The following is a 24,565-nucleotide window of genomic DNA, read 5'->3' on the forward strand; positions in this document are numbered from 1 at the left end:
TAGCGCAAGCAGGTGAACGCTGGCTTAAAGAGGCCTAGATGATCAATGAGAAAGCGGCCCGCTGCCATGTAGAGAACACTTCTTCCGGGGATGAACAGGGGAGAACCACCATGGCGCAGCTTTTTGACATCACCCGCACGATATCGCCCGCGCTGGCCGTCTGGCCGGGGGACGCGCTGGTCACCTTTCACCAGGAACTGAGCCTGGCCGCAGGCGATGCCGTCAACCTGACCACGCTCAGCCTGTCGGCCCATGCGGGCACGCATATGGACGCCCCCTGGCACACAGAAGGCTTGCCCGTGCACCCGGCGGACCTGCCACTGGAGCCGTTTCTGGGGCCGGCGCGGGTGATCAGCGTAGGCCGACGGGCCGGGGGTATCACGCCCGCCGACCTGGACGGCCATGATCTGGGCGGGGTGCAGCGTATCCTGTTGCACACCTGGTACAGCGATGTGCCTGACGAGCGCTTTGACCCGGCTTTCCCTTACCCGACGCCGGAACTGATCGACTGGCTGGCTGATCAGGGCGCCATCTTGCTGGGTCTGGATGTTCCCTCTGTCGATGCCTTCGGCGGGGAAGGGTTGACGGGGCATCACCGCCTGTTTGCGCGCGGGCTGGCCGTGCTGGAAAACCTGGTCTTGTGCGGTGTGCCGGATGGCGAGTACGAACTGATCGCCCTGCCGCTCAAACTGGCGGGCGTCTGCGGCGGGCCAGTGCGGGCCATCCTGCGGGCGTTATAGTGGATAGGGCGGGAAGCCAGCGGGGCGGGTCACAGGCAGACCCGCCCCGTTTGCTTCTGCTCCAGACCGATTCAGACGCTCGCGTTCCGCGCTAGGGGATGACGAGCACCTGCCCGACGTAGATACGGTTGTAGTCGTAGATGCCGTTATAAGCGGCCAGCACCGGCAGGCTGACGCCGTACATCAGGGCGATGCGGTAGAGCGTCTCGCCAGCCTGGACGACATGCGTACGCGTGGCAGGCGGCGGGGTGACCGGGCCGGGCGTGGTGGCGCTGGTGATCGGCAGGTAAGCGATCATGCCGCCGTTCGTCCGCACATAGCGGGCGTTCACCCACTCCTGGCTGGCAGTGACCGGCTGCAGTTGCACCCAGGAGCCGTCCAGGTTGCGCCCAATCAGACGGAACTGATCGCCCGGCACCACGCGTCGCACAATCGCATAGCCGGGGCCGGGGCCATTGCGCACGTTCAGACTGTCAGTGTTGATCACCGTCGCCAGGTACGGGTCACTGGGCGGGATGGGGGTGGGCACTGGCTGGCCGGTCGCCGTGCTGACGGGCAGGCTGTAGCGGTTGCCGTAGATCGTCAGGTAAGCCGCGTTCACCCATTCTACGCTGCCGGAAGCGATCTGTACCCAGGTCCCGGCGGCATTACGCCCGATCAGGGTCAGCGCCTGCCCGCGGGAGAGCCGCTGGTGCACCGGGTAGTTGACGCCGGGGCCGGTCCGGGTGTTCAGGTAGTACGCCCCAGTGACGATGGCGGCCAGGTTGGTCCCCGTACCGCCGGAAGTATCGCCGACGGCGGTGCTCACCGGCAGGCATAGCAGGCAGCCCGTCGTCGCCACATAGTAAGCGTTGATCCACTGCGGGCTATCCGCCTGTAGTTGCACCCAGGTGGTGGTCTGGTTACGCCCGACCAGCGTGACCACATCGCCGTAAGCCAGCCGCCGCACGACCGGGTAGTTGACACCGGGGCCGCTGCGCACATTCAGGTAAAACGCGTTGACAATTGTGCCAACCGCCGTGTTGCCCTGCGCCTGGGTTATCCGGGGCGGCAGCATGGTCAGCAGCAGTGCCGCTGCCAGGATCAGCCCCAGCAATTTGACAGGTTTGGTAGTGCCAGTGATTTGCATCGTCGCGCCCCCTCATTGGAGTTCAAAAACATTCCTATCCTTACCTACCTTTATCATAGAGCATTTTGGGCTTACATGCTTGACTTCTGGCCTGCTGAATCCAGACGCTTGCCCTGCTCTGGAAGTTCCTCCAGTACCTTGAGGGGGCTAGAATCCAGTTACAGCCAGGTATACAATGAATTAAGGTCATCTATCTTTCTGGGACCAAGAGCTGTATCCGCAGCCAGGATTATTTTCCCGCCCGCATCAACCAACTGTGAAAGGATTTGAGCTGTGACAAGACGACCTGCCTGGATATTATTCGCTCTGACGACAGTCATTCTGTTGGGCGCTCCCCTGGCTGCTGTACAGGCCCAGGGGGGTGGCAACGTGACCTGCGGTGTTGAGGTGACGGGCACGATCAATAATGCCTATCCTGACCACAGCTGGACACTGATGCTGAAGACCGACGAAACCGTCACCATCACCATGCTCCAGGCCAGCGGTGACCTGGACCCCTACCTGAAGCTGTTGAGTTTCGATGGCACCCTGCTGGCGGAGAATGACGACGCGCCGAACCTGAACTACAACGCCCAGCTTATCCAGACGCTATCTGGAGGACGCTATACCATTCACGCCACACGCTTTGCGGAGGCCGCCGGCGCGACGTCTGGCGACTACACGCTGAGCGTGGTCTGCGGCGCCGTCATCCCACCTACGCCGGTTACCACAACGACCATGACCGGCAATGTGCTCTTTGCCGATGACTTCTCGCGGGATACCGGCACCTGGGGGTTGGGCCAGGACGAGAACGGCACGGTGACGATCACCGGCGGCGAACTGCGTGTACTCAACTATACGACCGCTGAGGGGGCAACTTACACGACAGCGGGCCAGAACCTGGGCGACTTCATCTGGACGGTGGATTCGCGGCTGGTCGGCGGCGCGCTGGATAACTGGCACACCTTTGCTTTCCGGGCGCTGGATTTCAACAACTATTATGCTGTTAGCTACAGCGCCGACGGGTGGTACACGGGCGTGGTAATGCGCAATGGTCAGAGGGTCGAGGAAATGGCCGCGCCCGCTCAGTCATCGGCCATCCGGCAGGGCATCGGCGCGACGAATACCGTGCGGATTGAAGCCATCGGCAACCAGGTGCACTTCTATGTCAACGACGTGCAACTGATTGACTATGTGGTCAGCCCGGCCAATGCCATTTCCAGTGGCGATATCGGCCTGACTGTGGCCTCTTTGAGCGGGGCGGACTACAGCGAGGTTGCCTTTGACAACGTACTGGTGGTGGCCCCCGGTGGTGTGGTCGCCCCGTCAACACCGGTCACGACAGCCGGCGTGCTCTTTGCCGATGATTTCTCGCGGGATACCGGCACCTGGTGGGTCGGCCAGGACGAGAACGGCACGGTGACGATCACCGGCGGTGAATTGCGGATCCGTAACTACACCTCCGCCCAGTATACGGCCCATACCGAGGCGGGCCAGAACCTGGGCGACTTCATCTGGACGGTGGATTCGCGGCTGGTCGATGGCGCGCTGGATAACTGGCACTACTTCAGTTTCCGTTATGTGGACGCCAGCAACCGTTACCGCGTTGGCTATAGCGCCGACGGGTGGTACATGGGTGAGGTGGTTCGCAACGGGGAACAGGTGGAAGAATGGGTTACACCAACGCAGTCGCCAGTCATCCGGCAGGGCGTCGGCGCAACGAATACCGTGCGGATTGAAGCCATCGGCAATCAGGTGCGCTTCTTCATTAACGACACCCTCATGATCGACCGCGTGGTTAGCCCCGCCAATGCCATTCCCAGTGGTGATATCGGGCTGGCTGTGGCCTCTATGAGCGGGGCGGACTACAGCGAGGTTGCCTTTGACAACGTGCTGGTGGTGGCCCCCGGTGGTGCGGTCGCCCCGCCGACACCGGTCACGACAGCCGGCGTGCTCTTTGCCGATGATTTCAGCGTAGATACCGGCGAGTGGTGGCTGAACAGCGACGCCTACGGCGATGTCTACCTCAGGAACGGTGAACTGGTTATCCGCGACGTGTATGATGACTCTGCTCTGTACAGTGGGCCGACACCGATCCTTGATGACTTCGTGCTGGAGGTCGATTCGCGCCTGGTGAGTGGCACGCTCAATAACTGGCACTTTTTCCTCTTGCGGCTGAACGAAAACGGGGACTGCTACCGTGTGGGGTACAGCGCGGATGGTTACTATGTCGGCACTGAATTCTACGGTAACAGCACCCAGAACTGGGTCCAGCCGACCTTCAGCCAGGTGATCAACCAGGGCGTCGGGGCGACCAACCACGTCCGCATCGAGGTGCAGGGCACATCGGTGCGCTTCTATGTCAACGGTACCCTGTTGCTGGACGCAGTGGCCACCAACCGGCTCCCGGCGGGTTACATCGCCCTGAGCGCTGACGCGCTGGAAGCGCCGGAGACAGTTGTTGCCTATGACAATCTCGTAATTACCGCGCTGTAAGGCGTATCACCGCGGTCTGAGTCCGGGGCGGGGGTGTAGCTTCCCGCCCCGGTTCTTTTTGGGGGAACAACAGGGGACGTCTATAAAAAGGAATGTCCGCGATCAGACCGCCCTGCCCACCGGCACCGCCGACGGCTTGTATGGGCGGCTGCCTGGCTGCTCGGCCACTTTCACTTGTCTTCTGCTCTTGTCGCCTCCCGGTTTCCCACTACTTGGTGACGCTGCCCCCCTCCGCGCCGCCCGGTTCCACCCGCAACTCAAAGCGCCCGATCGAGGTGCCACCTTCCTGCAGGAAGCGCGTCGCCCGGATGGTATATTGCCCGGCCAGGCGTGGTGTATAGCCGACGATCTGGGCGTTATACTCAGAATCGCCGACCTGCGGCTCGGCGTCATCGTTGTAGGCCACCTCGTTGCCGAACGAATCACGGATGACCAGCGTCGGGTCCAGCCGGTTGTCCAGCGCGATCAGGGTGACCGTGATCGGCTCGCCGGCTGCCAGGGTGACTGTGTAGTCAATGGCGAAGGTAGTAGCGGTCAGTTCGCCGGTGACGGTCTGGCCGAGCGCGATCGGGCCGCCGTTTGCGGCGCTGACCGGCTGCCCCGGCGCCACGCTGATGACGAATGTCCCGCTGGTTGTGCCGGTGTCCATGTTAAAGCGGGTCGCGCGGATGATGTATGCGCCGCCGGTGGGAGCTGTATAGCCGGTGATCTGGGCGTTGAAACGGTTGCCGCCCACCGGCGAGACTGCATCATCGTTGTACGCGGCCAGGCCACCGCTGGGGTCATAGATCACGATCATCGGGTCCAGATCGCCGCTCTCCGCCTCCATGGTCACCGCAATAGTCTGCCCGGCGGTCAGCACAATCGTATACTCCACCGCGTAGGTATCCCCGCCAATCTCCCCGCTGGCTTTGGTGCCTACTGCCAGCGTGCCGCCATCAGCCACCTGCGTCGCAGGCGGCGGGCCGCCCGCCGGGCCGCCCGCGCTGATGCTCAGCCGGTACGGGCCGCTGGTGGTACCATCCGCTTCCATGAAGCGCGTGGCGCGGATGGTGTAGAGGCCGTCCGTCGGGGCGGAAAATCCGGCAATCTGGGCATTGTAGGTGCTGGTGCCGACCTGCGTCGCTGCGTCATCGTTGTTAGCCAGTTCGCGCCCGCTGGCATCCAGCAGCACCAGGTACGGGTCGAGCACGCCGTCCAGCGCTTCCATCGTCACCGTGATCGTTTGCCCGGCTTCCAGCTGGATGGTGTACTCGATCACCGGTCGGGCGTCCGTGATCGTGTCTTCCACTGTATCGCCCACGCGGAGCGCACCGGCTCCTGTGGCCAGCGCTGCCTGGGATTCAGTCACGCTCAGCCGGTACTCGCCGCTGGAAGCGCCGTTTTCCACGCCGAAGCGCGTGGCCTGAAGGGTATACTGGCCACTGACTGGCGCGGTGAAGCGGTCGATCCGGGCGTTAACCGGGATGCCGCCAAAAGGCACGACGGCGTCATCATTGGCAGCCACTTCCGCCCCATCCGGGCCATAGAGCAGCAGATAGGGGTCAAGATCGCCGCTCAGGCGCTCCATGCTAATGACGATCGTTTGCCCGGCCTGCAGTGTCAGCGCGTAGCGGGCGGCGTAGCGGGTATTGTCCAGCGCCCCGGTCAGGGTTTCGCCAACGGCGATCGGCATAACTTCTGCCAGAGGGATAGGCGTCGCTGCCGGGACTGGTGTTCCGGGGATGACGCTCAGGCGGAAGTCTCCGCCGGTTAGCCCTTCCTGCTCGAAGAAGCGCGTGGCGCGGACGGTGTACGTCCCGCTACGGGGGGCGGAAAAACCGGCGATCTGCGCGTTGAGGTCGCTCTCGCCTGCCTGTGGCACGGCGTCATCGTTGCGGGCCAGTTCCACGCCGTCAGGGTCCAGGAGCACCAGCAGCGGGTCCAGGTCGCCGCTCATGCGTTCCATGGTGATGGTCACGGTCTCCCCCACCACCAGGGACAGGGGGTAGTCCAGCGCGGGCTGACCGGCGTTGAGCGTACCGATGACCGTGCTGCCTGCCGTCAGTGTTTCGGGCTGGGCTGCCGGCGTCGGTCTGACTTCCCCGCCGGCGGGAGTTGGTTGCCAGGCCGCCTCGCACAGGTCAAGCATCGGGCTGTCACTGAGGAGATTGCGCGGTTCAGCGCCGGGGTTGGCCGTCGGCACGGCCAGCAGCGAGCCGCCGTCCGCCCCCACAAAGAGCAGCCAGCGGCCATCCGGGGCGAATATGGCGCAGCTATTGAAGGCCGCCCGCACCGGCGCGGAATAGCTGGTCAGGTCAGTGGAGGTCAGCACAATATTGCTGGCGCTGAAGTCGCCGGGGACGGCGTTCACCACGGCCAGCGTCGAGCCATCCGGTGCCCAGGCGACATGCTGCACGTGACCGGGGCTATCATGTGCGGTCGCCGCCGCCAGCGGGCGCGGCTCCCGGGGGACGCTGGCCGGCCAGCCATCAGCAGCCAGGGCCAGCGTATGCAGCGCGGGCAGGCCCTTGGCCGTTGCCCGGCCAATCACGATCAGCGGCCCGCCGGGGCGCAGAACAGCCCCGGTGACGGTCTCCGTGCCATCGCCGGGGGCCAGGACATCCACTGGCCCCTGCACCATCCCGCTGACCAGATTGACGCCGATCAGGGCATCGGCTGGTTGGCGGGCGAAGAAGATCGCCAGATCGCCGGTCAGCCCGGCCAGCGCCGCCCCGGTCAGACCAGCACCATCCAGACGGTGAGTTGCCCGTGGAGCTATGGTTTGCGCGTCATAGACCTGCACATCCGTCAGCGCCACTTCCGGACCGGCTGGCCAGCTGAGCATCCGCGTCCCATCCGGGGTGAGGGCGTAGCGCCGTTCGGCAGGCAGGCCCGCCGCCAGGACGGTCTGGCTGCCCGTAGCGGGGTCGTGGAGTACGATTTCGACAGTGCCGCCGGGCGTCTCCTGCAAGAACAGCAGGCCGCCAGCGGCCCGCCAGCCCAGCAGGTGCAACCGCTGGGGATTTTCCGCCAGCGTTGCTAACGTGCCATCCGGCGTCAGGAGCAGGGCCGCGCCGCTTTCCCCTTCGATATCGCTGACCGGCACGCGACGCAGCGCCAGCGCCGCGCTGAAGCTGCCATCCAGAAGCCCCCCGCCCTGGGCCAGGGCAGGGCCTGCGCCCACCAGCATCGTGCCTGCCAGCAGGATCAGCACCAGCAACGCCGCCAGCGGACTGCCCCGCCTGTTCTTCCCTCGCATGACCATCCCCTCCTGAGCCTGCTGCGCCGTTGGCCCCAGCACCATCCAGTCTTTATGCATTATAAACCCGAACTGTCTGCCCGATGCCTATGGCCGGAGACGATAAAAGCCGCGGCGCCGGGCGATGACCCGACACCACGGCTTCTGTTCCCGGTGCAAAGCGATACTTGATGAGGCTAGGAAATCACCCCCAGGGCGCGACCTACCTTGGCGAACGCCTCCAGACCGAAGTCCAGGTCATCCTGGCTGTGAGCAGCTGTATTCATCACCCGGATGCGCGCCTTGCCCTGCGGGACAGTCGGGTAACCGATGGCCATGGCGAACACCCCCGCCTCAAACAACTCCCGGCTGAAGCGCTGGGCCAGCGGAGCTTCCCCCAGCATGACCGGCACGATCGGCGTTTCGCTGTGGCCGATGTCAAAGCCGAGCGCCTTCATCTCCCGCTTGAAGTAGTTGGCGTTGCGCCACAGGCGATCGACCAGTTCGGTCGATTCCTCCAGCACGTCAACTGCCGCCAGGCACGCCGCTGCGTCCGGGACGGTCATAGCGCTGGAGAACAGGAAAGGTCGCCCACGCTGGCGAACCCAGTCGATGATCGTTTTCTTCCCGGCCACAATGCCGCCGACCACGCCAAACGCCTTGGACATCGTGCCGATCTCGATGTCAACTTTGCCGTGCAGGCCAAAATGATCGACAATGCCGCGGCCTCCTTCGCCCAGCACCCCTTCGCCGTGCGCGTCATCGACCATCAGCAGGATGTCGTGCTCCTGAGCGATCTCGTAGAGCGCCGGGAGGGGGGCGATGTCACCGTCCATGCTGAACACCCCGTCGCTGACGATCAGCATCCGCCGGTACTCACCGGACGCCTTCACTTCGGCGATCTGCCGGCGCAGATCGTCCGGATCATTGTGCTCGTAAGCGACGATCCTGGCCCGGCTCAGCCGGCAGCCGTCAATGATGCTGGCGTGGTTGAGGCGGTCGGAGAAGATCACGTCTTCGCGGCCTACCAGCGCCGGGATGGTCGCCAGATTGGCGTTAAAGCCACTCTGGAACGTGACGACATCTTCCACCTTCTTGAAAGCAGCCAGGCGCTTTTCCAGCTCGACATGCAGGGACATCGTCCCGGCGATGGTGCGCACCGCGCCAGGGCCGACTCCGTAGCGGTCGATGGCGGCCTTGGCGGCCTGTACCAGCCGGGGGTGGTTGGCCAGACCCAGGTAGTTGTTGGCGCAGAAGTTCAGCACGCGCTTGCCGTCCACCTGAATCCAGGCGCCCATCGGGCTTTCGACCGTGCGGATGTGGGTGAACAGCCCCTGCTCCTTAAGGGCGGCGATCTCCTGCTCGATCCAATCGATTTTGCTCATCTTCTCTCCATCGGTATGACATTCAGCCCTTCGCGTACAGGACTGATTATCCCGCCCGCGCCCCAAAAGCGCCAAGCCCTCGTGTCGCTACCTCCGCGCGCCATCGCTGTTCCCTTCCGATCGGTAGTCCGTTTCAACGGCGGCAGTAGTGGATCGGGAAGGGCGACCGGGGCCGCCGGATCTGCTGGCCGCGATCGATAACGATCTCCTGTTCCCCCAGGGATAGCTCGAACGCCTGGAACAACCGCGCCAGGATGACAACCATCTCGTTAGTGGCGAAGCTCATCCCCCAGCACTTGTGCAGCCCGCCGCCGAAACCGATCAGAGCAAAGGGATGCTGTTTGTGCTCGGCGCGCTCCGGGCTGAAACGCTCCGGATCGAAGCTGTCCGGGTTGGTGAATAGCTCCGGCAGGCGGTGAGCCACCGCCGGGCTAACCATAGCCAGCCAGCCCGCGGGAATGTGGTAACCACCGGCATCGAAGCCTTCGCGCACATAGCGCAGCAACATCCCCGCTGCCGGGTCCAGCCGCTCGATCTCCATCAGCGTCCATTGCAGGGTTTCCAGGGCGCGCAATTCCGCCGTGGAAAACGTCTCCACGTCGTCCAGCACCTCGTCCACCTGAGCGATCACTTTTGCCGTAAAGGTCGGGTGTTGCAGCAGGCGGATCAACGCCCAGGTCAGATGAGCCGAGGTCGTCTCATACCCGGCAAACACGAAGCCGATGATGGCGTTGGTGACCATCTCCGGCGGCATAGGTTGGCCGTTGTCCAGGCGGGCGTCGACCAGCTCCTGGATGAAATCGTCGTAATCCGCGCTGCGTCCCCGACGGTGGGCAATCAGGTCGTCCACCAGAACGCGCAGACGGGCTTTGGCCCGGTCGCGGGCGATGAACTTGGGCAGCGGCAGGTGCGGCGGCAGCAGAAAATCGATGCCGCGGGCGATCTCGCGGTACAGCCGGGCGAACTCATCCCCCATGCGCTCGCGGAATTCGTCACCCATGAAGCAGCGTGCCGCAGTGTACATGGTGATATGCTGGGCAAACTCGTTGAGGTCGAACGTCCCGCTGGCGCCCTGCGCGGCGATCCAGGCGGTGATCTCGCGGTCCATCTGGCGGATGTAACCGGCCATCTTGCGCCCACTGAGAATGGGCGACATCACCCGCCGCTGCTCCAGATAGTCTTCCTGCGTCGGGGCGGCGAACAGCACTTCGCCGAACATCGGCACCAGAAACTGGTAGGCCTCCCGCATGGAAAGGTTTTTATCCGTCAGCTCAAAGAACTGCGCATGAAGCTCCGGGCCGATCAGCACGGCGGCGGGCTTGCTGCCCAGCTGGATGGCGAACACATTGCCGTACTGCTCATAGCCGCGCCGTAGCAGCGCGGTGGAATCGCGGGCGAAGTCGATGGCATTGCCGATAATCGGCAGGGCGGCCATGCGGGGAGGAGCTGACAGAGTCATCGCAACACTCACACTTTCCAGTAAGCCAGAATCACTGGCACGGATTGTAGCGTGGAGGCCGGGCCCGCCGGATGAAAGGATGGTGAGCGTTTGGGGCGCGCCGCCGCCAGCTGCTACCGCTCCCGCCGGGCGGCGATCATCACACCCCCCGCCGCCAGCTGCAGGATCGCCACCAGCCCCATCGCCCGCGCCAGGCCGATGGCGTCAGCGGCAGCGCCCAGCGTTTGCGGCGCGATCAGGATGGCCAACCCTGCCGCCAGGGAGATCAGGGCGCTGGCCCGATCAGTCTGGTCACCGGCAATGGTGGTCGCCCAGGCCAGCGACAGGGGAAAAAGATTGGCTACACCCAGCCCTGCCGCGAACAGACCGACCACGTTCAGCGCCGGGGTCCGCGCCAGCCAGAACAGCAGGAATCCGCTGATCCCCAGGGCCAGCGCCATCGGCAGCAGAGTCGCTGTGTCCATGCGACGGGTCAGGCGGCTGCCGACAAAGCGGCCGACGACCATCGCCCCGAAGAAGGCCGTCATCAGCCCGGAGGCTAGCGCCCGGTCCAGCCCGACCGGCCCGGCCATGAAGTCGGCGCTCCAGGCCACCACACTCCATTCCGCCGCCACCAGCAGCACGATCATGACCCACACCAGCCAGAAACGGCGCGGCAGCGGCCCGCGCCCGGCCTGGCCGGTCGTGAGGACTGGTGCAGGCAGGGCGATCCGGCGGGCCAGCAGCAGCGCCGTCGCCCAGGCGACCACCCCCAGCCAGAAGGCCCCGCGCCAGGTGATGACCGTCCCGGCCAGCAGGCCGATGATGATCGGCGGCAGGGTGGAAGCAACGCTGGCAGCGACATTGGCTTCGGTTACGGCGGTGGCGCGGTTGGCGCCATGCAGGTCGGCGAGCGTGGCCGGGATCATGTTAAGCAGGTACGTACCGAAAACACCCATCACCAGTGCCCCGCCAATCGTCACTGTCGGCGACGCGCCGACGATCAACAGCAGCGCCCCGGCAGCCATCCCGCCCCCGCCGCCCCAGAACACCGCCGGACGACCCAGCCGGGCGGCCAGCGCCGCGCCGGTTAGCCCGGCGAAGATCATGCCGGTTGCCATCGCGCTGATGTGCAGCCCGGCCAGGGTGAAGTTCAGGCCCAATTCGGCCCGCAGAAAAGGCATCACCGGCCCCAGCGCGGCCTGAAGGTAGGCAAAGTAAGCCAGCATGCCATAGGCCAGCCAGGTGTAGCGGTCGCGGATGTAAGGGGCGCGGGTCACTGCAACAGAAGTGGCCATAACAAAGTGTCTTTCGGCGAGACAGGGATCAACCGTTGTGATTGTAACGTGGTAGCGGGTAGCGGGTAGCGCTAATCCGTTGTTACGCCCTTCATTCGTTAACCGCCGATCCCCACAAAAGGATGGCAGCGCCGGTTAGAGGCGCTGCCAGAACTGTCAGGACGTATTGTGGGAGCATGGCAAGGGGGCCTTAAGCCCTTGCCTGAGCACGCCAAAGCGGTTTTACGGATGGCTTTCTAGAACATGCCGACGATCCTGCCGGTTTCCAGATCGATGTCAATATCCATGTAGGCTGGGTGGGTGGCCATGCCGGGCATGGTGCTCATCGTACCGATCAGCGGGTAAATGAAACCCGCGCCAACGCTGGCCCGTACCTCGCGCACGGGCAGGGTGAAGCCTTTCGGCGCGCCCTTGAGATCGGGATTATGGCTCAGGCTCAGGTGGGTCTTGGCCATGCAGATTGGCAACCGGCCAAAGCCCGCCTTCTCGTAGGCGGCGATTTGCTGCTCGGCCAGTGGTTCGTAAGTCACCCCGGCTGCGCCGTAAATTTCTTTGGCGATATGCTCGATTTTCTGCTTGATCGACCACTCCAACGGGTAGAGGAACTGGAAGTTGCTGGGCTGCTCGCAGGCTTCCACGACGGCCTCCGCTAGCGCCCGCGCCCCTGCCCCGCCATCGGCCCAGTGAGTAGTCTTGACAGCGGCATAGGCGCCCTGTCCCTCGGCGTAGCGGCGGATCATCTCCAGCTCGGCGTCGGTGTCGGTGGCGAAGCTGTTGACCGCCACCACCACCGGGACGCCAAAGCGTCGGGCATTGCGGATGTGCACGCCCAGGTTTTCCAGACCCTTTTCCAGCAGTTCCAGGTTTTCTTCGGTGTATTCCGCGGCCAGCGGCGCGCCGGGCGTGACCTTGGGGCCGCCGCCATGCATCTTGAGGGCGCGGACGGTAGCAACCAGCACAACCACATTGGGGATCAGGCCAGAGTAGCGGCACTTGATGTCGAAGAACTTCTCCATGCCGATGTCCGCACCAAAGCCGCTTTCGGTAACCACGTAATCGGCCAGCTTGAGCGCGATCTGGTCGGCAATGATGCTGCTGTTGCCATGAGCGATATTGGCGAACGGCCCGGCGTGGACAAAAGCGGGCTGGCCTTCCAGCGTCTGCATCAGGTTGGGCATGATGGCGTCCTTGAGCAGGACGGTCACCGCCCCGGCCACACCCAGGTCTTCCAGGGTGATCGGCTTACCCTGTCTGTCCAGCGCAAAGACGACCCGTCCAACCCGCTCGCGCAGGTCTTTGAGGCCGGTGGTCAGAGCCAGGATGGCCATCAGCTCGCTAGCCACGGTGATGTCAAAGCCGGTTTTGCGCGGGAAGATCGGGCTGGGGGAGCCATCGGCCAGCTTGTCATCGTTGAAACCGATCTGGATCTCGCGCAGGCTGCGGTCGCAGACATCAACCACCCGGTTCCAGGTGATCGTGGCCGGGTCGATGTCCAGGCGGCGCAGGCCACGCTTGGCCAGTCCCTCATCTGACTGGCGGCTCTCATGATACATGCGGCTGTCGATTGCGGCGGCGACCAGGTTGTGGGCCACGCTGATAGCGTGGATGTCGCCAGTCAGGTGGAGATTGAAGTCCTCCATGGGGATGATCTGGCTGTACCCGCCACCCGCTGCCCCACCTTTGATGTTGAAGGTCGGCCCCATGCTGGGCTGGCGGATACAGGCGACCACGTTCTTGCCCAGTTCGCTGCCCAGCGCCTGCACCAGGCCGACAGTAGTGGTGGTCTTGCCCTCGCCAAGGGGGGTGGGGGTGATGGCAGTAACGTCGATGTACTTGCCCTGGGGACGGTCGGCGAACTTCTTCAGGACGTCGAGGTGGACTTTGGCCTTGTATTTGCCGAAGAGGTCCAGGTCCTCTTCGGTCAGGCCAATCTTGGCGGCTATCTCCAGAATGGGCCGCAGGTCAGCGGCCTGGGCGATCTCGATATCGCTCGGCACCATCTTCTTCACGTCGCTCATCCGCTACTCCCTTTGTGCTGTGCAAGGCCGGCAAACTGTTGGCGAGTGCAGGGTGTGAGGCAATGATGATGGTGCGGAATGCACCCGCTAAGCGTCTAGCATAATAAAAATGAGCCAGAATGCACAAGTGCTGAGCATCAGAAACAGGGTGTGATTTCTCCCATAATCCTGCCGGCAGGGCGGTACAATAGGCGGGGCCTGGGCAGATAATGGGAAAGCGGGGTAGACATGTTACGACGGGTGATCGGCGGGATCGTAATCGTGGCGCTGGCGGCGGCGCTGACCCTGGAGATCAGCGGGGTTGCGCCGGGGGCGGCCCTGCAGGTGCTGCCCTTCCTGGTGTTGCTGGGGGCGGCCCTGCTCCTCTGGCGGGCGGTCTGGCCCGGCGCGGCGGCGCGGGAGCAGACCACGCTTGATGTGCCGCTGGACGGCGCAGTGCGCGCCCGGCTTGACCTCACCTTCGGCGCGGGCGAATTGACCCTGTCCGGTGATGCCCCACCCGGCACCCTGATCAGCGGGGCGGCCAGCGGCCCGGCGCGGACGCACGTCAGGCGCGCCGCAGAGGGCGTCAGTGTCACGCTCGGCCAGCCGGTGAGCCTGATTCGCCAGCGGGCGGCCTGGCAGCTGGCCCTCAGCCCGGCGGCAACCTGGACGAGTATCCGGCTGCGGCTGGGCGCCAGTGCCGCCAGCCTTGACCTGACCCATCTGCCCGTTGAAAAGCTGACACTGGAGGCGGGCGGCACGACATTACAGGCCACGCTCCCGGCTGCCGGAGACGTGACGCTGCAGATCAGCGGTGGGCGCACCCGGCTGCGTATCCCGGCGGGCGCGGCGGCGATCATCCGCAGCGAGATCCGCCTGGGCGAGGTGATCGTCGACGAAGGACATTTTGTGCCGGCGGGGAGTGAGACGGCCTGGGCCGTAGCAGGGATCGCGCCCGTGTCCGCCACCCTGTCGATCACGCTCAAGGGAGGACTGGGCACGGTGGAGATCGCCGCCGCGCCGGACGATTCGCGACCGGCATAGGCTGCTTCGCTGCGGTTTCCCTGCTCCTAGCGGGACCGCCGCTGCCAGGCGATCAGTCGCCGTTCCAGCAGGGCGACCAGCCCGTACAGGCTGAGAGCCAGGGCCGCCAGCGTGAGGGTAGCCGCGATCATCAGCGGCGTATCGAATACGTTGCGCGACGTGTTGACCAGAAAGCCCAGCCCGGCCCGCGCGCTGACGAATTCTCCCACCACCGCGCCGATCACCGAGAGCGTAGCGCTAACCTTCAGCCCGCCCATCAGGACGGGCAGCGCGGCGGGCGCTTCCAGGTGGCGTAATGTCTGCCAGCGGGAGGCCTCCAGCACGCGCATCAGGTCGCGCAGGTCAGCCGGGACGCTCCGCAGGCCGACGATCGTGTTGACTAGCATGGGGAAGAAGACAATCAGGGCGCAGATCAGGATTTTGCTGGTCAGCCCGGAGCCAAACCAGATCACCAGCAACGGGGCGATGGCCACCGTCGGCACGGCCTGCAGGGCGACGATGTAAGGCGTCAGTGCGCGTTCCAGCAACAGGCTGCGGGCGATCAGATAGCCCAGCACCAGGGCCGTGCCCGCCCCAAGGAACAGGCCCAGCAGCACAGCCTGCAGCGTCACCAGCGCGTGGCGGAGCAGCGTGCCATCAGCGAGGGCACTCAGCAACCGCCCGCCAACCTCCGCCGGGGCCGGGACAAGAAACGGCGGGTACAGCCCGCTCCGGTAAATCGCTTCCCAGAGCACAATCAGCAGCAAACCGAAGATCAGCGGCGGCAACAACCGCCCACCGCGTGTATTGAGCAGGGCGCGCATGGCTTCTCCAGCAGATTCACCGCGAGTATAGCAGGGCGGCGCGAGCGCCAGCAACGGCGAGCGCCGGGTTGTCAGCGACCGGAAGCCAGCCGCTTCATGAGTCCAGCCAGGCGCATAGGGCGTCATGGACGCGCGGGCGGAAGGCGGTGATCGCCGCCGGGTCGCGGCCATGGTAGACACGGTTGGTCAGCAGCGCGGCCACCAGCTCACGCTCCGGATCGATCCATAACGATGTACCGGTGAAGCCGGTGTGGCCGAAGCTGGCCGGGCTGAAACGCTCCCCGGCAGAACATTCGCCGCACGGCTGCGGGCGGATCGTCCAGCCCAGGCCGCGGTCCCCGGCCTGGCGGCGCGTCGCCTGCCGGGCGATGGCGGGCGGCAGCCAGTCCGGGGCGCGCCCACGGACGGCGTCCAGCCACTGCTGGCCAAAGCGGGCCAGCTCCGCCGCTGTACTGAACAGCCCGGCATGTCCGGCGATCCCGCCCAGGCTGGCGGCGTTCTCATCATGTACCTCGCCCTGGCAACGTCGCCCGCGCCAGCGGGCATCGAACTCCGTCGGTGCGCAGCGGGCAGTATCAAGGGGGTTAAAGGTAGTCTGGGTCAGGCCCAGCGGGCCGGTCACCCGCGCGGCGATGGTCTCCGCCAGCGTCTCCGCGCCGTCCAGCCGCCGGACGGCCTCCCCCAGCAGGATCAGGCCCAGGTCGCTGTAGTTGACCGTCCGGCCCGGCTCGTCCACAAAGGGATACCCGGCGATCAGATCAAGCGCTTTCTCCAGCCGCGCCCGATGGGGAAGCGGGTCAGGCTGGCCGGGCGGGGGCGGTGTTGGCCCGACGTTCAGGAACAGGTCGCGCCAGGGAGCCAGGCCGGAGGTGTGGGTCAGCAGGTGGAAGAACGTGATTGCGCCGGGATCGACGCGCCGATCGGTGGGGTGTTCAGCCGGCAAGCGTTCCAAGGTGTGGGGGTTCTGGCCGCCTTCAATCGGGCGTGGGCCATAGCGGGTCAACTCTGGGATCACGTCAGCAACCCGCCCCTCAAGCGCGACGCGACCCTCCGCCAGCAGCATCAGGAAGGCCGTGGTGGTGAACAGCTTGGTCACCGAGGCCAGGTCAAAGAGGGTATCAGATCGGGTCGGCTGGCGAGCAGTTTCCGGATCCAGGTAGCCGCAGGCACGCTCATAGACGAGCTGGCCGCGGTGATAGACAGCCAGGACGATAGCGGGTGCGGCAGCATCCAGCCCGGCGGCCAGGGTGTCATTCAGGATCTGACGAGCGTCGGTGGTCATAGGCTGGATGATACCCCGAAGCCGGCAGCCGGGCCAGAGAAAGGAAGGCCAGGAGGCTAGGGGCAAGAGAAAGCAGGTCAGAGGGCTGCTCCTCCTGCCCATCAATCGTGTTGGGGTTGCCCGCAGGTCTCGATTGCAGGGCACGGCTGGCCCCGGCTATAATCGCAGTGGTGACCGGTTGGATTGAGGATAGCTGCTCCCCATGGATTCATCATCATCCCCACGCCGGGAAATTCCCACCGACCATCAGGGTGTGCTGGCCGCCGCCGTGATCATGATCCTGGTGGGGTGGATTGGCCTGTACCTGCTGGTGATGAACACGCTGCCGCTGGCCTTTCCACGCTGGCTGTTCTTCATCCTCCTTTTCACCGCCGTGACCGGTACGGCTATCCCCATTGCCCGCACGCTGAACATCCGCCTGACGCCGAAGCCGTACGCCATCCCGCCGGGCGGGGTGATCCTGCGGCAGGGGATATGGTGCGGGTTGTTTGCGGTGGTCTGCGCCTGGCTGCAAATCCCGCGCGTGCTCAACGGGGCAGTCGCCTTCTTCCTGGCGCTCAGCTTCATCGTGATCGAGATCTATCTGCGCCTGCGCGAGCGCGCTGAAGAAGTCGGGATCGACTGAGCCTGCCCCCCTATCTTCCTCCCATTTCCCCGCCACAAACAGGCAGCTCGCCCCTTCTCCTGAGTGCGTCGCGATCGGGCAATTTCCCCGCCAATGCGGTAAGATAGGCCTCTGTTTGAATAGCGGTATACCCGGTGAAACGCCATAAAAACGGAGCATGCAATGAACCCCGTGGAACTTCCTGTCCTGACGACTCTGGCCGCTGTGGAAGCGGAATTGAAAGCGCCGGTGCCGGTGTTGCTGCTGGTCTGGCATGATCGCCCGCCCCGCCGCGACACTGAGATCGCCCTCAAAGACGCGGCGGATAAGTACGGGCGGCGGATGCGCGCCTACATCGTTGACGCCCGCCACGACCCGGCGCTGGTGGAACGCTTTGGCCTGGGCCAGCACCCGATCCTGGTCGGCTGGTACGGGGGCGAGGAGCGCATCCGCCGCAACCGGCCCTGGAACACTGATGTGATCGGCATCGTCGAGCAGATGCTGGCGCTGGTGCCCGTCCCCGCCGGGGTGGAGGAACCGCCCGCGCCGCCCGCCGCGAATGACAAACCCGTTCATGTCACGGCGGAGACCTTTGTGGAGAAGGTGCTCAAAAGCCCGATCCCGGTGATCGTTGACTTCTGGGCGGACTGGTGCCAGCCCTGTAAGATGGTTGCGCCCATCCTGGACAAACTGGCCAAAGAATACGCCGGCAAGGTGCGCATCGCCAAAGTGGATGTCGACGCCAACCCTGAGCTGGCCGGACAATTCAACATCCGCAGCATCCCGACGCTGATGTTCGTCAAGAATGGCAAGATCCTCGGCCAATCCGCCGGGGCTGCTCCAGAAGCAGCCCTGCGTGACGTGATCCAGCAACTGATCGCGCTGCAGGTATAGAGCGCCCTGGCAGGAGTCGCGGGTGAGCTACTCTCCCATCATGCCATCCGGCTCCGCGCCGCTGGCCGCCGCCCGTGGCGAGCCGAGTTACGTCTGGCGAGCCGGTCAGGAACGGCGGCTGGCCCTGATCAACCGCCACGCCCCCCTGACCGGTCGCCGGGTGCTGGAAGTAGGCTGCGGGCTGGGTATGTACACGGCCCAGTACCGTCGCCGCTTCAACGCTGAAGTCGAGGCTTTTGACGTGGAATTCGCCCGTGTGGCTCAGGCACGCGCCACCACGCCACACGCCCTGATCGCCGCCGGAGAGGCGATGCCTTACGCAGCGAACACCTTCGACGTCGTGATCGCCAACGAGGTGATCGAGCATGTGGCCGATGACCGGGCGACGGTGGCCGAGATGGTGCGCGTCTGCCGCCCCGGCGGGCGGATCGTGATCTTCTGCCCCAACCGCTGGTACCCGGTCGAGCAACACGGTCACTACTGGCGCGGCCAGTACCACTTCGGCAACACGCCGCTGATCAACTATCTGCCCGATCGGTGGCGCAATCGCCTGGCGCCCCACGTGCGGACCTACACCCGGCGTTCCCTGCTGTGCCTGCTGGCGGGCCAGCCGGTTCGGATCGTGCACTATACGCGCATCTTTGGCGGCTACGACAACATCATCGCCCGCGCCGGGGCGGCTGGCCGTCTGCTGCGCGGCATCCTCTACGCGCTGGAAAAGACGCCTCTGCGTGTGCTGGGGCTGAGTCACCTGCTGGTGGTGGAAAAACTGTGAAAAAGCGGCAGGCTGTTGCTGCAGGTCAGTGCTACAAGCTGCCAGCTTTGCCTGATCGGTGTACACTTGGGGCGTGCCGGTTGAATAGAAGCACCCTGCTAGGAAGGCGCCAGTAGCGATGTCCCAGGAGCAGTTACAGCGCGTTCAGGAGCTGATCGCCAGCGGGCGTTATGCTGAAGCGCGGGCCATCCTGCAGACCATCGATCATCCCGATGCCGCCCGCCTGCTGGAGACGCTCGCCGCTATGGAACAGGCTACCGGTCAGCAGGCCGCGGAAGATGACCGGCAACCCGGCCCGACTCCGGGCGGCGATCTGCTGACCCGCCTGCAGCAACGCCGCCGGGCGGTCGAACGGCGCGCCCCGCTCCGCACCGAAGCCGATGGCAGCCGTGTCTACGACGCTGGCACCTACCAGATGTTATGGGATTGCCAGTACTGCGGAACAACCGGCCTGCTCGGCCTGACCCACCGCTTTTGCCCCAATTGCGGCGCGGCCCAGAACCCGGACTCGCGCTACTACCCGGCGGAAGACGCGATGGTCGCTGTGGAAGACCACGAGTATGTTGGCGCGGACCTGATCTGCCCCTCCTGCGACGCGCTCAACAGCGGCAAAGCCGAATTCTGTGGCAATTGCGGCGCGCCGCTGACCGCCGCCGCCCGCGCCAAAACACTGGAGGCGCAAACCCGCGCCGAGGGCGAGAAGTTTGCCTCCAGCGGCTCCCGCGATGTGGTCAAGGAGAAGTTCGAGGCGGAAATGACCCGCGTCGGAGTCCGTAAGCCGGATGCCGCCCGGCGGACGCCCGCCTGGTTGCCGATCGCCTTGATTGTACTGGCGGTGGTTATCTGCGGTGGGATCGCGGCCTCATTGCTGATCACCAGAGATACGTCGGTGACGCTGATCGGCCATCGCTGGGCGCGCGAGATTCGCATCGAGGAGTACGCCGCGGTTAGTGACTCGGCCTGGTGCAATTCGCTGCCCGCCGGCGCATACAGCATCAGCCGCCGCCAGGAGGTACGCGATTACCGCCAGGTGCCGGACGGCGAAGAGTGTTCGACGGTGCGCGTGGACAACGGCGATGGCACCTTCCGCATGGAGCAGCGCTGCCAGACCCGCTACCGCAGCGAGCCAGTTTACGACGATAAGTGCTACTTTACGATCAACCGGTGGACTTACCGGCGGGCGGCCACCGCTGGTGGGCAGCGGCTGGAGGAGCCATACTGGCCGCAGCTGACCCTGGCCTGCGCCAACCAGGTCAGCCTGGGCTGCGAACGCGAGGCCGGACGGAGCGAACAGTATATCTTGATCTTCCGCGTGGCGGAGAGTGACACCACCTACGAGTGTCCGGTGGCGTATGAGATCTGGCGCGGGGCGGCGCTGGATTCCCGCTGGAATCTGGAAGTTGGCGCGGTACTGGGCGATGCCCGTTGCGACTCGCTCCAGCGCGCCGAGTGAACCCTCAATAACGGCCCTGGCCTGTTCTGGCCACCCGGCCCTGTTTGCTGACCAGCTCAAGGAGACAGGCAAGTATGACTACCCAACGCGATCACGAGCGCCTTTACAATCCTGGCCCTGTGGAAGTGCGGCGCGAGATTCTGGAAGCGCAGACTGCCTGGATGATCGGCCACCGGGGCAAGGCCTTCGCTGATCTCTATGCCCGGCTACAGGGGCCGCTGATGCGTTCCTTTGGCGGGGGGCCTGCCCACCGTGTCTACATCTATACCTCGTCCGGCTCCGGCATCTGGGAGAGCGCCAGCCGTTGCGCCGTCCGCGATGATCAGCCGATTCTGCACCTGGTCAACGGCGCCTTTAGCGAGCGCTGGGCCGAGGTCAGCAAGGCCAACGGTAAGCAGGTCGACGTGATTGAAGTCCCCTGGGGGCAGGCCGTCACCGCGGAGATGGTCGCTGAACGGCTCCGCGCCAGGCACTACGACGCCGTGGCCGTCACCTATAACGAGACGAGCACCGGCGTGCTCGGCCCGCTGCCGGAGATTGCCGAGGTCGTCCGCCATTACCCGGACACGCTGCTGCTGGTTGATGCGGTGTCCTGCTGGCTGGGGACGGAGATCGAAGCCGAGAAATGGGGCATCGACCTGGCCCTGGCTTCCTCGCAGAAAGCGTTTGCCCTGCCGCCGGGGATCGCCTTCGGCGCGGTCAGCGACCGCCTGCTGGTGCGGGCCAGCGAAATTCCCTTCCGCGGCTACTACTTTGACGTCCTGACGCTGGAACAGCATCACCTCAAGAACAACACCCCGGCCACACCGCCGATCAGCCTGATGTTCGCTGCTGAGCGCCAGTTCAGGGACATCGAAGCGGAAGGCTACACCGCCCGCTACGATCGCCACCGCGCCCTGGCCGCCCGTACCCGCGAGTGGGCTGTCAGCCGCGGCTTTGAGCTGTTCAGCGCGGAAGGCTATCACAGCCCGACCGTCACCACCATCAAGAACACCCGCGGGATTGACTTCGCTGCAATGAAAGCCTTCCTCTCCGCCCGCAAGATGATGGTGGGCAGCGGCTACGGCAAGATCAAGAACGAGACGTTCCGCATCGCCCATATGGGCGACCTCCAGGCCGAACACATGGAAGAACTGTTTGCCGCGCTGGACGAATTCCTGGGTATGTGAGGCCCTCATGATCGACCGCATCCTGCTTAACGGGCGCATCCGCACCCTCGATCCCGCCCGTCCACTGGTCAGTGCGCTCGCCCTCATCGGCGAGCGCATCGTCGCCGTCGGGGACGACTCCCTGCGGAGCCTGGCCGGGCCGGGGACAACCGTCGATGACCTGGGTGGGCGGGATGTCCTGCCCGGCCTGACCGATGCCCACCTGCACTTTGAGTGGCTCTCCTGCTCACTGCAGGAGGTCAATCTGTTCGAAGTGCCGACGAAAGAAGAAGCCCTGCGCCGGGTGAAGGACAGGGCTGACCGTACCCCGCCCGGCGAATGGATCAGCGGGCGCGGCTGGGTGCAAGACGTGTGGCCGGATCGCACCTTCCCCACCGCTGCGGACCTGGATGCCGTCGCGCCGCGCAATCCCGTCTACCTCAAGGCCAAAAGCGGCCATGCCGCCTGGGTCAACAGCGTGGCGCTACGCCTGGCCGGGATCACCGCCGGGACGCCCGACCCGGCTGGTGGTAGCTTCCTCCGCGATGCGGCGGGTAATCCGACCGGTATCCTGCTGGAGGACCCGGCGATGGATTGCGTCGCCCGGCTGATCCCGCGCCCACCGCTGGACACGCTGGCCGACTGGATGGCCCAGGCGCAGGCGTTGCTATGGCGCACCGGTCTGACCGGCATCCACGACTTCGATGGCCCGGCTTGCCTGGCCGCCCTGCAGCGTCTGCGGGAGCGCGGGGAACTGGGCCTGCGCGTGGTCAAGAACGTCAACGATACATGGATCGAGCACCTCTACGAGGCAGGCATCCGCTGGGGCTTCGGCGACGACTGGATTCGCATCGGCGGGCAAAAGATCTTCGCTGATGGTGCGCTCGGCCCGCGCACGGCAGCCATGATCGCGCCGTATGAGGGCGAGCCAGCCAACCGGGGCATCATTGTCACCGATAAGGAGACGATGGCCGAACGCGTGCTCAAAGCCAGCGCGCACGGCCTGCCCTCGACGATCCACGCCATCGGCGACCGCGCCGTGCACGACGTGCTGGACGTCTACGAGATGGCCCGCCGCCAGGAAGCTGAACAGGGCATCCCCCGCGCCGCCCGCCGCCACCGCATTGAGCACGTCCAGATCATCCACCCGGACGACCGGACGCGGCTGGCTGAACTGGGTCTGATTGCCTCCATGCAGCCGATCCACGCCACCAGCGATTACCAGATGGTTGACCGTTACTGGGGCGCGCGGGGCGAGTGGGCCTATAACCTGCGCCTGCAGCAATCTCAGGGCGTGGTCATGGCCTTTGGCTCGGACGCGCCGGTTGAGCCGTTTAACCCACGGCTGGGCATCTACGCGGCAGTGGCGCGCCGCCGTCTGGATGGATCGCCGGGGCCGGGCGGCTGGCGCCCGGAGGGCGGCCTGACCCTGCCGGAAACATTGCTGGGCTTCACACAGGGGCCAGCTTACGCCGCGGGCCTGGAAGACCGGCTGGGCCGGCTGGCGCCCGGCTGCCTGGCCGATCTGATCGTGCTCGACCGCGACTGGTTCGCCGTGCCAGCGGAGGAAATCCCGGCCAGCGAGGTGCTGGGGACGATGGTCGGCGGCGTCTGGCGGCACCGGGCCTTCGGGTAAAGAGCATGCGGACAGGCACAACCACACGACCAGGGGGGCAGGCGCGGGTCTGTTTCCCCCCTGGTTTTCTGCCCTGTGACGCCGTTTTGTATGCTACACTGAACAAAACGGTACACACAGAGAGGCCCGCCGATGACCAGCAACCCCACCCAGGTTCTGCAGGCGGAGATCGCCCGTCTGCGGGAGGAGAATGAACGCCTGCAGAACGAGCTTTACAACCTGCGCCAGTTCGTTCAGGCGCTGCAGGCGCTGAGCCAGGCTGAGGCCGCCTATCACTCCCACGCTGACCTGCTCCGCCTGCTGGATGAGATCGGACGGTTGACGCTGGACCTGCTTAGCGCCCCGGATGGTTCCCTGTTGCTGCTGGACCCGGAGACCGGCGAGCTGGAATTTGTCATTGTCTACGGGGTGGCGCGGGACCTGACTGGCACGCGCCTGCAGCCGGGCGAAGGCATCGCCGGCTGGGTCGCCGCCGAGGGCAAGCCATGTATCGTACCCGATGTCCGGGTGGACCCGCGCTTTTCCGCCCGCATTGATCAGCTCACCCATTTCCAGACCAAGTCCATCGCCGCTGCCCCGCTGATCGGCAACGGGCATATCCTGGGCGTGGTAGAAGTGCTCAACCGCCCGGAAGACGATCCGTTTGACGCACTGGATCAGGCCCTGCTGGCGCTGTTCTGCCGCTTCGCCGGGGAAGCGCTGGCAAACATCGAGCAGGCCACGCGGGAAGCGGAACTGCTGGAGCCGCCGGATTACGGTCTGGAGCCAGAAGGCGGTGCTCAGGGTTTGCGGTAGGGCAGCGCCTCAATCGCCGTCGCGACGGCGAAGTCCAGGGCGGTCAGGCGGTTCCCGGCGCTATGGGTGGTGAAGCTGACCTCCACCCGTTTCCAGCCGATACACAGTTGTTCCGGATGGTGGTCGAAGCCTTCGCACAGGGTGGCGATGGCCGCGGCAAAGGCGGCCCCGGCAATGTAGCTGCTCATCTCAAACGTCTTGCGGATGATCCCCCCTTCCCGTTCCCAACCGGGCAGCGCTGCCAGACGCCCGGCGATCTCGGCTTCGCTCAGTGGTTCACGTTGGTGGCTCATCGGGATGCTCCTGCGCTGGTGGCGGTCATCTGTTCCGCCGCTGGCATTGCACCGCTGGCGACGGTACTGGCTGGTGTCACCCCTATTCTACACTCTCCCCGCCTCCTGATGTCCTGGCCTTCCGGCCTCCTTTACCGGATTGCCAGAAGCCCC

At 65.1% G+C, this 24,565-nt stretch carries 19 protein-coding genes; 10 read left to right on the plus strand and 9 right to left on the minus strand.

Features of this window, described 5'->3' with window-relative positions; genetic code table 11:
• Positions 1-38 precede the first annotated feature (38 nt).
• Positions 39-740 (plus strand): hypothetical protein, encoded by a 702-nt coding sequence (locus HPY64_05790; protein ID NPV66639.1) that lies wholly within the window; start codon positions 39-41, stop codon positions 738-740.
• A 91-nt stretch (positions 741-831) separates the two neighbouring features.
• Here HPY64_05790 and HPY64_05795 read toward each other — a convergent pair whose 3' ends face one another.
• Positions 832-1,869, minus strand: coding sequence for an SH3 domain-containing protein (locus tag HPY64_05795; GenBank protein NPV66640.1), 1,038 nt, complete (start codon positions 1,867-1,869; stop codon positions 832-834).
• A gap of 273 nt (positions 1,870-2,142) precedes the next feature.
• On the opposite strand from HPY64_05795, the gene HPY64_05800 reads away from it, so the two are divergent.
• Positions 2,143-4,344, plus strand: coding sequence for a hypothetical protein (locus HPY64_05800; protein ID NPV66641.1), 2,202 nt, complete (start codon positions 2,143-2,145; stop codon positions 4,342-4,344).
• Between the two features lie 208 nt (positions 4,345-4,552).
• Here the strand turns inward: HPY64_05800 and HPY64_05805 are convergent, their stop codons facing one another.
• The 5 genes from HPY64_05805 to HPY64_05825 all read right to left on the minus strand — a co-directional run bounded on the left by HPY64_05805 (position 4,553) and on the right by HPY64_05825 (position 13,703).
• Positions 4,553-7,585 (minus strand): hypothetical protein, encoded by a 3,033-nt coding sequence (locus tag HPY64_05805; protein ID NPV66642.1) that lies wholly within the window; start codon positions 7,583-7,585, stop codon positions 4,553-4,555.
• Between the two features lie 176 nt (positions 7,586-7,761).
• A complete protein-coding gene (locus HPY64_05810; protein NPV66643.1) occupies positions 7,762-8,949 on the minus strand; it encodes a glycine C-acetyltransferase in 1,188 nt (395 codons plus the stop codon).
• Between the two features lie 133 nt (positions 8,950-9,082).
• The gene (locus tag HPY64_05815) at positions 9,083-10,408 is read right to left on the minus strand and encodes a cytochrome P450 (GenBank protein ID NPV66644.1); all 1,326 of its coding nucleotides are present in this window, start codon (positions 10,406-10,408) and stop codon (positions 9,083-9,085) included.
• A 113-nt stretch (positions 10,409-10,521) separates the two neighbouring features.
• On the minus strand, positions 10,522-11,685 hold the full coding sequence (locus HPY64_05820) for an MFS transporter (GenBank protein NPV66645.1): 1,164 nt from the start codon (positions 11,683-11,685) through the stop codon (positions 10,522-10,524).
• Positions 11,686-11,921: 236 nt separating this feature from the next.
• Positions 11,922-13,703 (minus strand): formate--tetrahydrofolate ligase, encoded by a 1,782-nt coding sequence (locus tag HPY64_05825; protein NPV66646.1) that lies wholly within the window; start codon positions 13,701-13,703, stop codon positions 11,922-11,924.
• Positions 13,704-13,931: 228 nt separating this feature from the next.
• Here HPY64_05825 and HPY64_05830 point away from each other — a divergent pair, with 228 nt between their 5' ends.
• Positions 13,932-14,729: a hypothetical protein gene (locus HPY64_05830; protein NPV66647.1), complete on the plus strand. Its 798-nt coding sequence runs from the start codon at positions 13,932-13,934 to the stop codon at positions 14,727-14,729.
• A 26-nt stretch (positions 14,730-14,755) separates the two neighbouring features.
• Here HPY64_05830 and HPY64_05835 read toward each other — a convergent pair whose 3' ends face one another.
• Together HPY64_05835 and HPY64_05840 are read right to left on the minus strand one after the other, a co-directional pair.
• A complete protein-coding gene (locus tag HPY64_05835) occupies positions 14,756-15,532 on the minus strand; it encodes an ABC transporter permease (protein NPV66648.1) in 777 nt (258 codons plus the stop codon).
• A 94-nt stretch (positions 15,533-15,626) separates the two neighbouring features.
• The gene (locus HPY64_05840; protein NPV66649.1) at positions 15,627-16,814 is read right to left on the minus strand and encodes a beta-lactamase family protein; all 1,188 of its coding nucleotides are present in this window, start codon (positions 16,812-16,814) and stop codon (positions 15,627-15,629) included.
• A 202-nt stretch (positions 16,815-17,016) separates the two neighbouring features.
• Between HPY64_05840 and HPY64_05845 the strand changes: the two genes are divergently transcribed.
• The 7 genes from HPY64_05845 to HPY64_05875 all read left to right on the plus strand — a co-directional run bounded on the left by HPY64_05845 (position 17,017) and on the right by HPY64_05875 (position 24,119).
• Entirely contained in the window at positions 17,017-17,439 is a 423-nt protein-coding gene (locus tag HPY64_05845; protein NPV66650.1) for a hypothetical protein, read from the plus strand.
• Positions 17,440-17,916: 477 nt separating this feature from the next.
• On the plus strand, positions 17,917-18,312 hold the full coding sequence (trxA, locus tag HPY64_05850; protein ID NPV66651.1) for a thioredoxin: 396 nt from the start codon (positions 17,917-17,919) through the stop codon (positions 18,310-18,312).
• Positions 18,313-18,352: 40 nt separating this feature from the next.
• On the plus strand, positions 18,353-19,087 hold the full coding sequence (locus tag HPY64_05855) for a methyltransferase domain-containing protein (protein NPV66652.1): 735 nt from the start codon (positions 18,353-18,355) through the stop codon (positions 19,085-19,087).
• Positions 19,088-19,205: 118 nt separating this feature from the next.
• Complete coding sequence (locus tag HPY64_05860; protein NPV66653.1) at positions 19,206-20,540, plus strand: zinc ribbon domain-containing protein; 1,335 nt, start codon at positions 19,206-19,208, stop codon at positions 20,538-20,540.
• Between the two features lie 74 nt (positions 20,541-20,614).
• Entirely contained in the window at positions 20,615-21,709 is a 1,095-nt protein-coding gene (locus HPY64_05865) for an alanine--glyoxylate aminotransferase family protein (GenBank protein ID NPV66654.1), read from the plus strand.
• A gap of 7 nt (positions 21,710-21,716) precedes the next feature.
• Entirely contained in the window at positions 21,717-23,324 is a 1,608-nt protein-coding gene (locus tag HPY64_05870) for an amidohydrolase (protein ID NPV66655.1), read from the plus strand.
• A 132-nt stretch (positions 23,325-23,456) separates the two neighbouring features.
• Positions 23,457-24,119 carry a GAF domain-containing protein gene (locus HPY64_05875; protein ID NPV66656.1) on the plus strand — a complete coding sequence of 221 codons (663 nt, stop codon included), beginning with the start codon at positions 23,457-23,459 and terminating at the stop codon, positions 24,117-24,119.
• Here HPY64_05875 and HPY64_05880 read toward each other — a convergent pair.
• Complete coding sequence (locus tag HPY64_05880; protein ID NPV66657.1) at positions 24,104-24,412, minus strand: 4a-hydroxytetrahydrobiopterin dehydratase; 309 nt, start codon at positions 24,410-24,412, stop codon at positions 24,104-24,106. The genes HPY64_05875 and HPY64_05880 overlap by 16 nt on opposite strands.
• Positions 24,413-24,565 lie beyond the last annotated feature (153 nt).

It is taken from the genome of Anaerolineae bacterium (assembly GCA_013178165.1).
Lineage (GTDB): Bacteria > Chloroflexota > Anaerolineae > Aggregatilineales > Ch27 > Ch27.

Bases quoted from the DNA above. Each gene is read 5' to 3' on its own strand.
- HPY64_05790 (NPV66639.1), top strand. From the start codon at position 39: ATGATCAATGAGAAAGCGGCCCGCTGCCATGTAGAGAACACTTCTTCC.
- HPY64_05795 (NPV66640.1), bottom strand. From the start codon at position 1,869: ATGCAAATCACTGGCACTACCAAACCTGTCAAATTGCTGGGGCTGATC.
- HPY64_05805 (NPV66642.1), bottom strand. From the start codon at position 7,585: ATGCGAGGGAAGAACAGGCGGGGCAGTCCGCTGGCGGCGTTGCTGGTG.
- HPY64_05810 (NPV66643.1), bottom strand. From the start codon at position 8,949: ATGAGCAAAATCGATTGGATCGAGCAGGAGATCGCCGCCCTTAAGGAG.
- HPY64_05815 (NPV66644.1), bottom strand. From the start codon at position 10,408: ATGACTCTGTCAGCTCCTCCCCGCATGGCCGCCCTGCCGATTATCGGC.
- HPY64_05820 (NPV66645.1), bottom strand. From the start codon at position 11,685: ATGGCCACTTCTGTTGCAGTGACCCGCGCCCCTTACATCCGCGACCGC.
- HPY64_05825 (NPV66646.1), bottom strand. From the start codon at position 13,703: ATGAGCGACGTGAAGAAGATGGTGCCGAGCGATATCGAGATCGCCCAG.
- HPY64_05830 (NPV66647.1), top strand. From the start codon at position 13,932: ATGTTACGACGGGTGATCGGCGGGATCGTAATCGTGGCGCTGGCGGCG.
- HPY64_05835 (NPV66648.1), bottom strand. From the start codon at position 15,532: ATGCGCGCCCTGCTCAATACACGCGGTGGGCGGTTGTTGCCGCCGCTG.
- HPY64_05840 (NPV66649.1), bottom strand. From the start codon at position 16,814: ATGACCACCGACGCTCGTCAGATCCTGAATGACACCCTGGCCGCCGGG.
- HPY64_05845 (NPV66650.1), top strand. From the start codon at position 17,017: ATGGATTCATCATCATCCCCACGCCGGGAAATTCCCACCGACCATCAG.
- trxA (NPV66651.1), top strand. From the start codon at position 17,917: ATGCTGGCGCTGGTGCCCGTCCCCGCCGGGGTGGAGGAACCGCCCGCG.
- HPY64_05855 (NPV66652.1), top strand. From the start codon at position 18,353: ATGCCATCCGGCTCCGCGCCGCTGGCCGCCGCCCGTGGCGAGCCGAGT.
- HPY64_05860 (NPV66653.1), top strand. From the start codon at position 19,206: ATGTCCCAGGAGCAGTTACAGCGCGTTCAGGAGCTGATCGCCAGCGGG.
- HPY64_05865 (NPV66654.1), top strand. From the start codon at position 20,615: ATGACTACCCAACGCGATCACGAGCGCCTTTACAATCCTGGCCCTGTG.
- HPY64_05870 (NPV66655.1), top strand. From the start codon at position 21,717: ATGATCGACCGCATCCTGCTTAACGGGCGCATCCGCACCCTCGATCCC.
- HPY64_05875 (NPV66656.1), top strand. From the start codon at position 23,457: ATGACCAGCAACCCCACCCAGGTTCTGCAGGCGGAGATCGCCCGTCTG.
- HPY64_05880 (NPV66657.1), bottom strand. From the start codon at position 24,412: ATGAGCCACCAACGTGAACCACTGAGCGAAGCCGAGATCGCCGGGCGT.